Annotated in this window: 12 protein-coding genes; 4 read left to right on the forward strand and 8 right to left on the reverse strand. The window is 67.3% G+C overall.

The features are described 5' to 3' along the window. Window positions 1–76: 76 nt before the first annotated feature. The 3 genes from GOY17_RS08320 to GOY17_RS08330 form a co-directional block, all read right to left on the reverse strand. Window positions 77–994, reverse strand: a complete 918-nt coding sequence (locus GOY17_RS08320) for a copper resistance protein B (protein WP_157030013.1) — start codon at window positions 992–994, stop codon at window positions 77–79. Beyond that, a complete protein-coding gene (locus GOY17_RS08325) occupies window positions 991–2820 on the reverse strand; it encodes a copper resistance system multicopper oxidase (RefSeq protein WP_157030014.1) in 1830 nt (609 codons plus the stop codon). Before GOY17_RS08325 ends, GOY17_RS08320 begins: the two co-directional genes overlap by 4 nt. A 97-nt stretch (window positions 2821–2917) precedes the next feature. Continuing rightward, the gene (locus GOY17_RS08330) at window positions 2918–3322 is read right to left on the reverse strand and encodes a CopL family metal-binding regulatory protein (protein ID WP_157030015.1); all 405 of its coding nucleotides are present in this window, start codon (window positions 3320–3322) and stop codon (window positions 2918–2920) included. Window positions 3323–3483: 161 nt separating this feature from the next. Here GOY17_RS08330 and GOY17_RS08335 point away from each other — a divergent pair, with 161 nt between their 5' ends. Beyond that, the gene (locus GOY17_RS08335) at window positions 3484–4125 is read left to right on the forward strand and encodes a response regulator (protein ID WP_115840473.1); all 642 of its coding nucleotides are present in this window, start codon (window positions 3484–3486) and stop codon (window positions 4123–4125) included. Between the two features lie 68 nt (window positions 4126–4193). On the opposite strand, the gene GOY17_RS08340 is transcribed toward GOY17_RS08335, so the two are convergent. Next, window positions 4194–4814: a DUF892 family protein gene (locus GOY17_RS08340; RefSeq protein WP_157030016.1), complete on the reverse strand. Its 621-nt coding sequence runs from the start codon at window positions 4812–4814 to the stop codon at window positions 4194–4196. 336 nt (window positions 4815–5150) lie between these two features. Between GOY17_RS08340 and GOY17_RS18765 the strand changes: the two genes are divergently transcribed. Next, window positions 5151–5384, forward strand: coding sequence for a hypothetical protein (locus GOY17_RS18765; RefSeq protein WP_192630533.1), 234 nt, complete (start codon window positions 5151–5153; stop codon window positions 5382–5384). A 44-nt stretch (window positions 5385–5428) separates the two neighbouring features. Beyond that, window positions 5429–6109: a DUF4142 domain-containing protein gene (locus GOY17_RS18770; RefSeq protein ID WP_198173860.1), complete on the forward strand. Its 681-nt coding sequence runs from the start codon at window positions 5429–5431 to the stop codon at window positions 6107–6109. A gap of 68 nt (window positions 6110–6177) precedes the next feature. Here GOY17_RS18770 and GOY17_RS08350 read toward each other — a convergent pair whose 3' ends face one another. Both GOY17_RS08350 and GOY17_RS08355 read right to left on the reverse strand, forming a co-directional pair. After that, a complete protein-coding gene (locus tag GOY17_RS08350) occupies window positions 6178–7161 on the reverse strand; it encodes a magnesium transporter CorA family protein (RefSeq protein WP_157030018.1) in 984 nt (327 codons plus the stop codon). Between the two features lie 85 nt (window positions 7162–7246). Beyond that, window positions 7247–7501, reverse strand: a complete 255-nt coding sequence (locus GOY17_RS08355) for a hypothetical protein (RefSeq protein ID WP_157030019.1) — start codon at window positions 7499–7501, stop codon at window positions 7247–7249. Window positions 7502–7847: 346 nt separating this feature from the next. Here GOY17_RS08355 and GOY17_RS08360 point away from each other — a divergent pair, with 346 nt between their 5' ends. After that, window positions 7848–10280, forward strand: a complete 2433-nt coding sequence (locus GOY17_RS08360) for a catalase (protein ID WP_157030020.1) — start codon at window positions 7848–7850, stop codon at window positions 10278–10280. Window positions 10281–10475: 195 nt separating this feature from the next. On the opposite strand, the gene GOY17_RS08365 is transcribed toward GOY17_RS08360, so the two are convergent. Then, complete coding sequence (locus tag GOY17_RS08365; RefSeq protein ID WP_157030021.1) at window positions 10476–11534, reverse strand: alpha/beta fold hydrolase; 1059 nt, start codon at window positions 11532–11534, stop codon at window positions 10476–10478. Window positions 11535–11650: 116 nt separating this feature from the next. Further along, the gene (locus GOY17_RS08370; protein ID WP_232338564.1) at window positions 11651–12622 is read right to left on the reverse strand and encodes a cation diffusion facilitator family transporter; all 972 of its coding nucleotides are present in this window, start codon (window positions 12620–12622) and stop codon (window positions 11651–11653) included. Window positions 12623–13012 lie beyond the last annotated feature (390 nt).

Raw genomic sequence — 13012 nt, forward strand, 5'->3', positions numbered from 1 at the left:
GGAAGGTCAACGCACCGCCGCCCGCCGCACCGGTTGCGGGGCAGGGCGAGGCGGCGGTGCGTCGTGTCGCGCATGGTCAGAACCAGAGCCGCACGCCGGCGACGAGGTGCATGTCCTCGACCGCTTCGCCATCGTCGCGACGGTGATCGGCCGTTCCGCCGTACGCGCGTTCCCACGCGACGCCGACGTAGGGCGCGAAACGTCGCGTGAACTCGTAGCGAAGGCGCAATCCGGCTTCCACTGTGGACAGGCCGGAGCCGATGCCACGCGCCGGATCGTCCTTGCCGAACGCTTCCACTTCCACGCGCGGCTGAAGGATCAGCCGGTTGGTCAGCAGCACCTCGTATTCGGCCTCGATCGTCGCTGCCGTCGCACCGCTTTCGCCGATGTAGGCCGTTGCGCTCACTTCGAACTTGTACGGCGCCAGTCCCTGCACGCCGAACGCGGCCCAGTCGCGCGAGCGGCCGGGCTTGAAGTCGTGCTTGAGGCCGGCGACGACGTCCCACCACGGCGTGACGCTGCGGCCGTAGAGCACTTCGAGGTCGGCCGCTTCGGTGTGGCCGCGTTCGCGTTCGCCTTCGCTGCGAAGCCACAGGCGGTTGAGGTCGGAACCAAACCACGCATGTGCTTCCCACGCTTCGCCGCGGCCGTGGTCCAGATCGACCGCTTCCAGCCGATCGAACATCACGAAGCTGTTGCGCTCCGGCGCGTGGTGCATGCCGTGTGCGAGGTCGGGGAACGCCGCGGCGCGGTCGGCGTCGGTCAGCGTCGGTATCGGCTCGACGGGCGCAGCCTGCGAGGGCGTGCCGTGGCCCATCGCGGCGTGATCCACCGCGCCTTGATGATGCGCCGAGTGGTCCATTGACGCGTGATCGTGCGTGGACGTCGCCTTCGGTTCGGAGGGCGGCGCATGGTGCTGCGAATGGTCCTGCGCCCACGCGGGAGCGAGCGCCAGCGACAGCGCGCAGGCGAGCAGGGAACGGACGCCGGTCATGCGCGTTCCTCCACGCGCACTTCGCGCATCATCCCGGCTTCCATGTGGTAAAGCAGGTGGCAGTGGTACGCCCAGCGGCCGAGCGCGTCGGCACGCACGCGGTAGCTGCGCTTCGTGCCCGGCGGCATGTCGACGGTGTGCTTGCGCAGGTGGAACTCGCCGGCCTCGTTCTCGACGTCGCTCCACATGCCGTGCAGGTGGATGGGGTGCGTCATCATCGTGTCGTTGACCAGCACGATGCGCATGCGCTCGCCGTAGTTGAGTCGCAGCGGTTCGGCGTCCATGAACTTCAGGCCGTCGAACGACCAGGCGAACTTCTCCATGTGCCCGGTCAGGTGCAGCTCGACGGTGCGCGAGGGCTCGCGGCCATCCGGATCGTCGAACAGGCTGCGCATCGCGCCGTAGGTGAGCACGGTGCGGCCGTTGTCGCGAAGGCCAATGCCGGGGTCGTCGAGCTTCGGGGTCGGCGACATCGTCTGCATGTCGATGAGCGGATTGCCGCGCTCGCTTGCCGGATGCGACTGCATGCCGCCGTGGTCCATGCCGGCCATGTCGTGGCCCATGTTGGCGCCGCAACCGCCTTCCATGCCCTTCATGCCCATGTTCGCGCCGCAGCCGCCTTCCATGCCTTTGGCGCCGGGCTTCATACCGGAGTGCCCCATGCCGGCGTGACCCATCCCGCCGTGGCCCATGTCGTCCATCGTCAGGATCGGGCGCGGGTCCTGCGCGGGCAGCGGCGCTTCCAGCCCGTGGCGCACCGCAAGCGTGCCGCGCGCGAAACCGGTGCGGCCCATGTCCTGGGCGAAGATCGCGTACGCGTCCTGCCCGGACGGTTCGACGATCACGTCGAAGGTTTCGGCCACCGCCATGCGGAACTCGTCGACCGTCACTGGATGGATGTACTGGCCGTCCGCGGCGACGACGGTCATCTTCAGGCCGGGAATGCGCACGTCGAAATAGGTCATCGCCGAGCCGTTGATGAAGCGCAGCAGCACCTTTTCGCCACTGCGGAACAGGCCGGTCCAGTTGCCCGACGGCGCGGTGCCGTTGAGCAGGTAGGTGTAGGTGTTGGCGTTGATGTCGGACAGGTCGGTGGGCGTCATGCGCATGCGCCCCCACTGGCCGCGGTCACGCAGCGTGGCCGACAGCCCGTCGCGCGAGACGTCGTCGAAGAAATCGCCGACGGTGCGCTTATGGAAGTTGTCGTAGCCGGCCATCTTCTTCATGCGCCGGAACAGCGCGGCCGGTTCCAGGTCGGTCCAGTCCGACAGCAGCACGACGTGTTCGCGATCGAACGCGTACGGCGCCGGTTCGCGCGGGTCGATGACGATCGCGCCGTAGAGGCCGGCCTGTTCCTGGAACAGCGAATGGCTGTGGTACCAGTACGTGCCCGACTGGCGGATGTCGAAGCGGTAGGTGAAGGTTTCGCCCGGACCGATGCCGTCGAAACTCAGGCCCGGCACGCCGTCCATGTTGGCGGGCAACACCAGGCCATGCCAGTGGATCGAGCTCTGCACGGGCAGGCGGTTGGCCACGCGCAACGTGACGGTGTCGCCTTCGCGCCAGCGCAGGATCGGCGCCGGCAGCGAGCCGTTGACCGTGACCGCCGGACGCGTGCGGCCGGTGAAGTTGACCGGCGAGGCGTCGATCGACAGGTCGAACTGCGTGCCGGTGAGCACGTTGGGGGAATGCGCCGGTGCGGCGACGGCCGTACCCGGCAGATGCCACAGGCCCGCGCCCGTGGCGACGCCCCCGGCCGCCAGGCCGGTGACGAAACGTCGTCGCGACGGCGAAGCCGCGCGACGGCGAAAAACATCGGATGTCATGGACTGCTCCGTGCAGATCATCGGGATGCGGCGCGATGGCGGTCAGGGCGACCGCTCGCGCACGCGTCGGGATCGGCGCGCCAGGGCGCGCCCGGAGTCAGGCGATGGGAGGTCGGAGCAGGTTCGGCAGCGGCGGCGCGATGCGGTTCACGACGCGCGGTTGCGCGATGTCGGCACCCGCTGGCGCATCGGCGGGAACGGCGACGACGGACATGGCCGCCGTGGCGTGCTGGAGGCAATCGCAGTTGCACTGCGAGGACTGGCAGCACGAAGGAACGCCCGGATCGGACGCATCGGCCATCTGCGCGTCGTGCGAATGGGCCATTGTGGCGACCGTTTCGACCGGCGCGGCCTCGTGGCACGGCGGGTTGTTGGCGGCTTCGTATGCCGCGACCGCCATCGCCACATGCGTCATGTTCATCTGCGTGGCCGCCACGGCGTAGCCCGTCCCGTTCAGGACGAGCATCAGGCACAGGAGCAGGCGGAACGCGATGCGACGCATGGAAACAGTCTAGCCTGATTGGTGAAATGCGGGATCACGATGCCTGAACGGGCGGGTATATACTCCGGCCGGATGCGAGGGCCGGCAGCGGCCGCCACCGGACACCGCCCGCGCGGCGGCCGGAAGTGAAGCTCCGTTGCGATCGAAGCTGAGGTACCCGCTTGGTTTTCCATATCGTTCTCGCCGATGACCACCCGATCGTGTCCAGTGGCGTGCGTGCGCTGCTGGAGCAGAGTCCGGGTTTTCGCGTCGTCGCCGAGGCGACCTCGCCGGACGAACTGCTGCGCGTGCTGGACGGCACCGCCTGCCAGTTGCTGGTCACCGACTTCAACATGCCGGGCGAGCAGGCCGCCGACGGCCTCAGCCTGCTGCAGCTGATCGGCCGTCGCTGGCCCGAGCTCGGCATCGTGGTGCTGACGCAGCTGGCCAACCCCGGCGTGCTCAACAACATTGCGCGCCTGGGCAACGTGCGCGGCGTGGTGAGCAAATCGGATGCGATGAAGGAACTGCCGACGGCGGTGACCGCCGCGACGGCCGGACGCAGCTATCTCAGTGCGACGGTGCGCAAGCAGATCGATTCGGTGCAGGGCGAAAGCCCCGATTCGACGACGGCGCTGTCCAAGCGCGAGGCCGAAGTCATGCGTCTGTTCGCCCTGGGGCACACGGTGTCGGAGATCGCACGGCAGCTCAACCGCAGCGTAAAGACCGTCAGCAGCCAGAAGGTCGAGGCGATGCGCAAGCTGGGGGTGAAAAGCGATCTGGAGTTCTACGCCTACGCGCGCGAGCACGGCCTCGGGGCCTGAGCCTGCTTACGCGTAGATGAAAAAACGGCCGGATTTTCCGGCCGTTTTTCGTTGCGCGATGGGTAGACTCAATGCCGCTTCAGCATCTCGTCGCGCGCCTGCTCGGCACGCGCGGCACCGATGGCGGTTTCGACCTGCTTGACCTCTTCCGGCGGCGGGAGCACGGCGGGGAACCCGAGCGACTGGATCCACAGCTCACGTGCCCAACCCTTGGTGTGGTAGAGGTGGTGGTCCTCGTCCTTCTCGACCGCCTGATAGGCCTGCTTCAGCGCGTCCGCGTATTCGGCCTTCGCCTTCAGCGCGACCTGGCCGATGAGCTCCCAGTTCGAGTGGTCCTTCGTTTCGGCGAGCACCACGCACTCGGCGGCGACGATCTCGGCGGCGGCAGGCTCGGCGTTTTCGATCGCCATCTCGATGGCGGCGACGAGCGACTGACCCTGGTGCGCGACGACCATGCGGCCCGGGCTTTGCTCTTCGGTGTCCATGCCCAGCTGCTGGAACACGCGCGTGAGGATTTCCTCGTGCGTCCGCGTTTCTTCCAGGTATTCCTGAAATTCCTTCTTGAGGTCCTCGTTCTGTGCGGCCTTGATCGCCGCGGTGTAGACCTGGATGCCGCCACGTTCGGTCTCCAGTGCCTGCAGCAGCAGTTCGTGGACCTGGGCCTGATCGAAGTTCGACGTACGTGCCATTGGACGGATTCCTGTCGTTGAAAGCGTCCGTCCCTTATAGGAATCGGCACAGCCAGATTTCGTGAAGAATCGTGCAGCGCATCGTTGGAACGTGCGCTGCGTTCGTGTGTGCCGCGCGCATCGAATTCAGTCTTCTTCAGTCGCGATTGGCACACGTGAAGCTTATGTGCATGCCGTGAACAGGCGAATTGCTGCGCGCGCCCGGAAGGTTTTTCGCGCCGATGCGCCGTCGAGGCCGGCACGGCGGCTTGCCGCCATGGCATGACACTTGCGGTGACATGGATACAAGCAGCGCGGGCCACGCGTTGCGTTGCGAGGCGTCGCGGGAGGACAGCCATGGCCGTCACTCGAATGGTCAGCTACGAGCAGCTGGTCGCCGTCATTGGCGAAGGTGCGCGCGAAATCTACGGCGCCGACTGGACGACGGCCGAACGTGCCGCGTCGGTGCTGTGGAAATCGTACGAGCAGGCCACGGGACTGTCGTGGGAAGAGGTCGAGCCCGACGTGCGCGCCGCGTGGGAACGCGCCAGCCTGTTCCCGCGCATCGACGGCTCGCTCCGCCTGCATTGATCGCCTCGCTACCGCCTTGTAGCAACCACCGACAGGAAATCGACATGAACCATGCATTGAAGCTCTCTATCGCGATCTCGATCGCCATGCTGGCGCTGGCCGGCTGCAAGCGCGACGAGAACGACGCCAATCCGGATTCGACCGCGCTTTCGGGCCCGCAGGCGAACGCACCCGATCCTACCGAGAAGCCCGCCGACACCACCGGCACCACGGGCGACGCCACCAGCGCGGTGGCCAACGATCCGGCCGCCCCCGCTGCTGGCGTCCCGGCTGCGGGCACACTGACGCAGGCCGACGCAGTGGGCCTGGTCGGCGCCGTCGACAAGCATGAAGTCGCCGCCGCCGAACAGGCGAAGAGCAAGAAGGTGACAGGCGAGGTGGCCCAATACGCCGACATGCTGCATCGCGAGCATGCGAAGAACCTCGAAGCCGGCAAGAAGTTCAATCCGAACGAGAGCAGCCCGGAAGTGACTGCGCTGGAGGAGAAGGGCCGCTCGGATCTGTCGACGCTCGATCAGAAGTCCGGCAAGGAGTACGAGAAGGCCTATGTCGATGCGATGGTGAAGGGCCATCAGGACGCGCTGACGCTCATCGACACGCGCCTGCTGCCGGCCGCCACCGACGACAACGTCCGCGCGTTCCTCACCACCTCGCGCGAACACGTCGCGATGCATCTTGAGCGCGGTCGGGCACTGCAGGGCAAGCTCGGCGGCGCTGCGCAATAACGGTCGGCGATAACGGCCGTCACTCGCGAGCGGGAACGGTGCCATGCCGTTCCCGCTTCTTCATGCACTCACAGCCACTTTCGCCACCACGCGAATGCGAATCCCGCCAGGGCCATGCCGGTCATCAGCGCCACGGCGACGACGAACCCGATCAGGCCGGTCTTGAAGAAGGGCGCTTCGAAGTTCATCCCCAGCACACCCGCGATCACCGCCAATCCGCCCATCAAGGCCGTCAGGATGGTCAGCACGCGCATGATCGCGTTCGTGCGCAGCGCCGTCTGGTTGCTGAAGAGTTCGAACGAGCCGATCACCACCTCGCGTGCGTTCTCCACCGCTTCCATGGCGCGCTGGAAGTGCATGTCCACGGTCTGGAAGTGCCGGTTCACTTCGCCGTCGGTGCCGGGCCGGAAGTCCGGCCGCGCGATCGCGGCGAACACGCCGCGATGCGCCGACAGCATCCGTCGCAATCTCGACGCCGCCTTGCGCAGGCCGCGCAGGCTGTGCAGGCATTCGCCATGGCGATCGTCGAGGATGTCCGTCTCCAGGCGCTCGTCGGCGCTTTCGAAATCGGCCACCGCCTCGAAATAGGAATTGACGTGCCAGTCCAGCAGCGACGCGGTGAAGCTGTCCGCGCCGAGCATGCCCAGGCCGGAATCGTGCGATTCGCGCTCGCGCAGCTTCGTCAGGAAGCCCACCGGCTCCTTGTGCGACGTGATCACGAAATTGCGACCGGCCAGGATCGCCAGGACCGTCCCGTTATAGGTGAGCTCGCCATCGTTGCGCACGGCGACCACGCGCACGAAGAACCAGCCGTTGCGCACCCGCAGTTCGGGCATCGCGCTGCGGTCGAGGAACCACGCCGCGACCTCATCGTCGATCCCGAGGCGGCCGAGCACATCGGTGATGGTCGGCTCGCTGCCGCCTTCCAGGTCGATCCATAGCAGCTGGTCCTCGGTCAGATCGTCCAGGCTTGCCTCGCCCAGCTCGATCGTGTGGACGCTTCCGCTGCTCTCGAAACGACGGATATCCAGCGTGCCGGCGGGTTCCTGCATGGCGGTAACGGAAGTGACGACGCCATGAATCTGCTTCCCACGACGTCGCTCCGGCGTGACAGCGCCGAGGCCGACCAGCCTGCGTTCAGCGTTGCGAGCAAGCGGGGTCGTCGATTTCGTGCACGCGGCGGTCGATCACGCCGTGCGTCCGGTGGCGCATGCCGGCCTGGCTCTGGTCGTGGGCGAGGGCGCACACGACTTGTCCCGACGTCATGTTCGATCGCAGCCACCAGGTGCTGCTGATTCCGTTGGGCGCGATAAGGCGGAGCCGGCAACGGCCGTCGGCCGTCGGCGGCTCGGCGTATATACGCCAGCCTTTCGGCAGATCCCCTTCCTGCATGTGTTTTCCCCTGTGCGGTGTGCCTCTCTCAAGAAGCATCACGCAAACGGCATGCCAGTCCCGTGACGGAGGGCGTGCAGACGCGCCACGCCGCGTCCACGCGCGCGGCGCGGACGACGCAAGCAATCCGCACTGAAGAAAGTTCGGGACAACGTGAAAGAAATGGCGAGCCCATGCTCGAGCCAGCAGGCTCGACCGCCCTGACACCGTCATCGCCAACGTGAACGACGACGGTCCGCGCGTTACGCAATGTCGACTTCCATGACGCCAAGCTGCATGCAGGTCAGGGCGCGTCGTGCGTCTTCCTGCCTGCACACACGTCTGCACATCCACAGGAGTTCGTTACATGGCCAGCCGAAAGACGCCAGCGCCGAAGAAGAAGGCGCCCGCACGCACGTCCGCCTCGAAGAAGAGCACCGCCGCACGCTCCGCACGTCGCGCTCCCACCGACAGCGGGCCGGCGCGCATGTCCGGCGAAGGCGCGGAAGATCCCGCCGTACAGCAGGGACTGGAGACGCAGGCGCTCGCCGCGGCCTTCGATCACAACCCGACCAAGGCCGCCGAATACGGCCGCGACAATGCGCTTGCGCCGCCCGAAGGCGCACATGCGACGCCGACGCCCCTGGCGGGCGCGAGCACGCTGACCGAAACGCAGACGTCGCCCAAGGCCGGCACGCAGGCCGCGCCCGGCACGAACCCGACCGTCGGCCCGCTCGACCGCGTGCGCGTGGATTCCGGCGGACAGGTGCTCACGACCAACCAGGGCGTGCCGGTCGCGCAGAACCAGGACTCGCTGAAAGCGGGCCTGCGCGGGCCGGCGCTGCTGAAGGACTTCATCCTGCGCGAGAAGATCACCCACTTCGACCACGAGCGCATTCCCGAGCGCATCGTGCACGCGCGCGGTTCCGCCGCGCACGGCTTCTTCGAGTGCTACCGCTCGCTCCGCCGGATCACGCGCGCGGCACCATTCCAGGAGGACGGGAAGATCACGCCGGTGTTCGTGCGCTTTTCCACCGTGGCCGGCGAACGCGGCTCGAAGGACACCGCGCGCGACGTGCGCGGTTTCGCCGTGAAGTTTTATACCGATGAAGGCAACTGGGACCTGGTCGGCAACAACATCCCGGTGTTCTTCATCCAGGACGCGATGAAGTTCCCCGACCTCGTGCACGCGCTCAAGCCCGAGCCGCACCACGCGATGCCGCAGGCCGCGTCGGCGCACGACACGTTCTGGGATTTCGTGTCGCTCATGCCCGAATCCACGCACATGCTGCTGTGGGCGATGAGCGATCGCGCCATCCCGCGCAGCTACCGCATGATGCAGGGCTTCGGCGTGCACACGTTCCGTTTCGTCAACGAGGCCGGCGAGTCGCGCCTAGTGAAGTTCCACTGGACGCCGCGGCTGGGCACGCATTCGCTGGCGTGGGACGAAGCGGTGAAGATCTCCGGCGCGGATCCGGACTACCACCGCCGCGATCTGTGGGAAGCGATCGAAGCCGGTGAATTCCCCGAGTACGAACTCGGTGTGCAGGTCTTCACCGAGGAGCAGGCGAACAAGTTCAGCTTCGACGTGCTCGACGCGACGAAGATCGTGCCGGAGGAACTGGTGCCGGTGGAGCCGATCGGCCGCCTCGTGCTCAACCGCAATCCCGACAACTTCTTCGCCGAGACCGAACAGGTGGCGTTCTGCACCGCGCACGTCGTGCCGGGCATCGACTTCACCAACGATCCGCTGCTCGCCGGGCGCATCCATTCGTATGTCGACACGCAGATCTCGCGCCTGGGCGGGCCGAATTTCCACGAGATCCCGATCAACGCCCCGGTCGCGCCGGTGCACAACAACCAGCGCGACGGCATGCATCGTCAGGCGATCCATCGCGGGCGTGTTTCGTACGAGCCCAACAGCCTCGGCGGTGGTTGCCCGTTCCAGGCCGGTTCGGCCGGGTTCGTGTCGTTCCCCGAACCGATTCGCGCCGACGAACTGCGCGGGCGTCCGGAGAAGTTCGCCGAGCACTACAACCAGGCGACGCTGTTCTACGACAGCCAGAGCGAAGCGGAAAAGGCGCACATCATCGGCGCGTTCCGCTTCGAGCTGAGCAAGGTCACCGTGCCGGCGATCCGCGAACGCATGGTGGCGAACCTGATGAATGTATCGCGCGAGCTGGCCACGTATGTCGCCGCAGGCCTGGGCATGGGCCCGGTGGAAGCGTCGCCGCGTGCGATCGAGCGGGTGCCGCGTCCGGAAGTCCGGCAATCGCCGGCGCTGTCGCTGCTCGCGCGTCCGGGCGACGGCAGCATCCGTTCGCGCAAGATCGCGCTGCTGGTGTGCGATGGCGTGGCCGGCGAATCGCTCGCCGCCGCGCAGCAGGCGCTGTTCGAAGCCGGCGCGGTGCCGCGCCTGGTCGGCCAGCGCATCGGTCCGTTCGTCACGGCCGAAGGCGAAACGTTGCAGGCCGATGCGTCGATGGAGAACGAACCGGCACCGCTGTTCGACGCGCTCGTGTTGCCCGACGGCGAACGCGCGGTGAAGGCGCTGGCGGTGGACGGTCGCGCCGCGGAGTTCGTGAAGGAGCAGTACCGCCACTGCAAGCCGATCCTGGCGCTGGGTGCGTCCAGCTCGCTGCTGGAAGGCGCTGGCGCGTCGAAGATGTTGCCCGATGGCAGCGAGGATCCGGGCGTGATCGCGGGCGAGGAGGACGACGAGCAGGCCATCGCGTCGTTCATCGAGGCCATCGCGCAGCATCGCCACTGGGTGCGCGAGACGGATCCGCCGATGGTGTGATCCAGATTTCGCTCAACGGCGAGAGACCATCAGATGGAGCCCTTCTCCCGCGTGCGGGAGAAGGTGCCGGCAGGCGGATGAGGGCAGGGGCCGCACTGCGTCGCTCCAGCGGCCCTCACCCCAACCCCTCTCCCGCAAGCGGGAGAGGGGCTATTTCATTGCAGCGGAAGTACCTGCGTCACGGCGTCCTTTGCCTCACATCCGATCCGCATCCATCACCGCCTGCGCGAACGCGGCCGGCGCTTCCTGCGGCGGGTTGTGGCCGATGCCGCCGGTGAGTAGGCGGTGCTCGTACTTGCCGGTGAACCGCTTCGCGTAGCTCTCCGGCGACGGATGCGGCGCGCCGTTGGCATCGCCTTCGATCGTGATCGTCGGCACCGAAATGGACGGGAAGGTCGCGAGCCTGCGCTCGATCGCGTCGTACCTCGACTCGCCCTGCGCGAGGCCCAGGCGCCAGCGGTAGTTGTGGATGACGATGTCGACGTGGTCCTCGTTCTGCAGCGCCGCGGCGCTGCGGTCGAAAGTGGCGTCGTCGAAGGCCCACTTCGGCGAGGCGAGTTTCCAGATCAGCTTCGCGAAATCATGCCGGTTGCGCTCGTAGCCGGCGCGGCCGCGCTCGGTGGCGAAGTAAAACTGGTACCACCACTGCAGCTCGGCTTCCGGCGCGAGCGGCGCCTGCGCGGCCTGCTGGCTGCCGATGAGGTATCCGCTCACCGCGACCAGCGCCTTGACGCGTTCGGGATGCAGCGCGGCGACGATGTCGGCCGAGCGGCCGCCCCAGTCGTAACCGGCGACCACGGCGCGCGGGATCTTCAGCGCATCCATCAGCTGGATGACATCGTCGGCCAGCGCGGCCGGCTGGCCATTGCGCGGCGTGTCGGCGGAGAGGAATCGCGTGGTGCCGTAACCGCGCAGGTGCGGGACGATCACGCGATAGCCCGCCGAGGCGAGCAACGGCACGACGTCGGCATAGCTGTGGATGTCGTACGGCCAGCCGTGCAGCAGCAATACGGGCGCGCCGTCGGCGGGGCCGGCATCGACATAGCCGATGTCGAGCACGCCGGCGCGGATCTGCTTCACCGGGCCGAACGCGACGTGCGCGCCGCGAGCGGGCGTCTTCGCGCCGGACGCGCGCGGCGTGGCGGCCTGCGCACGCGGGGCGAATCCGAACGATGCGGCGGCCAGGCCGGCGGCGGCGATGCCGAGGAAGCTGCGGCGAAACGGGTCGATGCGGTCGGGGGCGAGCGTGTCCATGTCCGGGTTCCGGTGTGGGTGGGCGGCGACGATTCGCCGACGGAGCACAGATTCGCGGACGCCCGTATCCCGCTTGTGTTCGCGGTTCGGGGGATTTGTAACGGTTTGTACGGACGCTAGCCGGCGTCGATCCCGTCCGGCGTCACGCGGTCCGGGTCCCAGCGCAGGCGACGTTTCGCCCAGGTCTCGGCGGTCTGCGGCTTGACGAACAACGCCGTGACGTCGGGATGCTCGTCCTGCACGGCGCGCTCGATGCGCATCACGCAGGCTTCGATCTGTGGCGTGGTCAGCGCGTCGTGGAAGTCGGCGCTGAGCGCGGCGATGATGCTCTCCGGCCCCAGTTGCTGCGTGAGCACGCCGTTGGCGCAGCGCACGTCCGGGTCGTCGCCGGCGATGCGCAGGATGTCCTGCACGACCTGCCGCTGCGCGAGTTCGCCCAGCAGCAGGCCCTTGGTTTCGCGCGCGAGCAGGATCGCCGTGATCGCCAGCACCACGCCGATGCCCAGCGAGGCGTAGCCGTCGTAGCGCGGATCGCCGGTGACCTGCGTCGCCACGATGCCCGCCAGCGCGATCAGCAGGCCCGCCATCGCTGCGGTGTCCTCGAACAGCACGGTGAACGTGCTGGCGTCCTTGCTGTCGCGAAACGCCCGGATCCAGCCGCGCTTGCCCTTGGCTGCACGGAACGAGCGCAGCGCGATGAACCACGTCACGCCCTCGAACATCAGCGACGCGCCGAGTACCAGGTAGTTCACCAGCGGATTGGCCATCTCGCGCGGATGACGCAGGTGCGCCAGGCCTTCATAGAACGAGATGCCCGCACCGAGCGCGAACACCATCAGCGCGACGATGAAGGCCCAGAAGTACAGTTCGCGCCCGTAGCCGAAGGGATGCGCTGGATCCGGCGGTCGCGCGGCGCGCCGGATGCCGTAGAGCATCAGCACCTGGTTGGCGGTGTCGACCAGCGAGTGCACGCCCTCGCTGAGCATCGCCGACGAGCCGGTGAAGGCGGCCGCGACGAACTTCGTCGCCGCCACCGCCGCATTGCCCATCAGCGCAGCGACCACGACCATGCGGCCGGATCCGGCCATCGAACTGCTCCCTTCGAGTCGTCACGGGTTGCGTCGATGGTCGGCGGAGCGGGGTAAATCCTTCGTGCACGTGGCGTGGGGTGCTCGCGCGTGCGGCACGTCTACCCTTGAGCGTGATGCGTCTGGCAGATGGATCCCCGCCTTCGCGGGGATGACGCCTTTAAGGGGCGGAAGACGGCGCTTTTTGCTGTCATTCCCGCGAAGGCGGGAATCCACGTTTGACTAGGTCACGCTTTCCGTCGAGCGTGATGCGTCTGGCAGATGGATCCCCGCCTTCGCGGGGATGACGGCTTGAAGGGGCGGGTGAGGGCGCTTTTTGCTGTCATTCCCGCGCAGGCGGGAATCCACGTTTGACTAGGTCACGCTTTCCGTCGAGCATGATGCGGCTGG

It is taken from the genome of Lysobacter soli (assembly GCF_009755585.1).
In the GTDB taxonomy this organism is placed as follows: domain Bacteria; phylum Pseudomonadota; class Gammaproteobacteria; order Xanthomonadales; family Xanthomonadaceae; genus Lysobacter_J; species Lysobacter_J soli.

Bases quoted from the DNA above. Each gene is read 5' to 3' on its own strand.
- GOY17_RS08320 (WP_157030013.1), bottom strand. From the start codon at position 994: ATGACCGGCGTCCGTTCCCTGCTCGCCTGCGCGCTGTCGCTGGCGCTC.
- GOY17_RS08325 (WP_157030014.1), bottom strand. From the start codon at position 2,820: ATGACATCCGATGTTTTTCGCCGTCGCGCGGCTTCGCCGTCGCGACGA.
- GOY17_RS08330 (WP_157030015.1), bottom strand. From the start codon at position 3,322: ATGCGTCGCATCGCGTTCCGCCTGCTCCTGTGCCTGATGCTCGTCCTG.
- GOY17_RS08340 (WP_157030016.1), bottom strand. From the start codon at position 4,814: ATGGCACGTACGTCGAACTTCGATCAGGCCCAGGTCCACGAACTGCTG.
- GOY17_RS18765 (WP_192630533.1), top strand. From the start codon at position 5,151: ATGGCCGTCACTCGAATGGTCAGCTACGAGCAGCTGGTCGCCGTCATT.
- GOY17_RS18770 (WP_198173860.1), top strand. From the start codon at position 5,429: ATGAACCATGCATTGAAGCTCTCTATCGCGATCTCGATCGCCATGCTG.
- GOY17_RS08350 (WP_157030018.1), bottom strand. From the start codon at position 7,161: ATGCAGGAACCCGCCGGCACGCTGGATATCCGTCGTTTCGAGAGCAGC.
- GOY17_RS08355 (WP_157030019.1), bottom strand. From the start codon at position 7,501: ATGCAGGAAGGGGATCTGCCGAAAGGCTGGCGTATATACGCCGAGCCG.
- GOY17_RS08360 (WP_157030020.1), top strand. From the start codon at position 7,848: ATGGCCAGCCGAAAGACGCCAGCGCCGAAGAAGAAGGCGCCCGCACGC.
- GOY17_RS08365 (WP_157030021.1), bottom strand. From the start codon at position 11,534: ATGGACACGCTCGCCCCCGACCGCATCGACCCGTTTCGCCGCAGCTTC.
- GOY17_RS08370 (WP_232338564.1), bottom strand. From the start codon at position 12,622: ATGGCCGGATCCGGCCGCATGGTCGTGGTCGCTGCGCTGATGGGCAAT.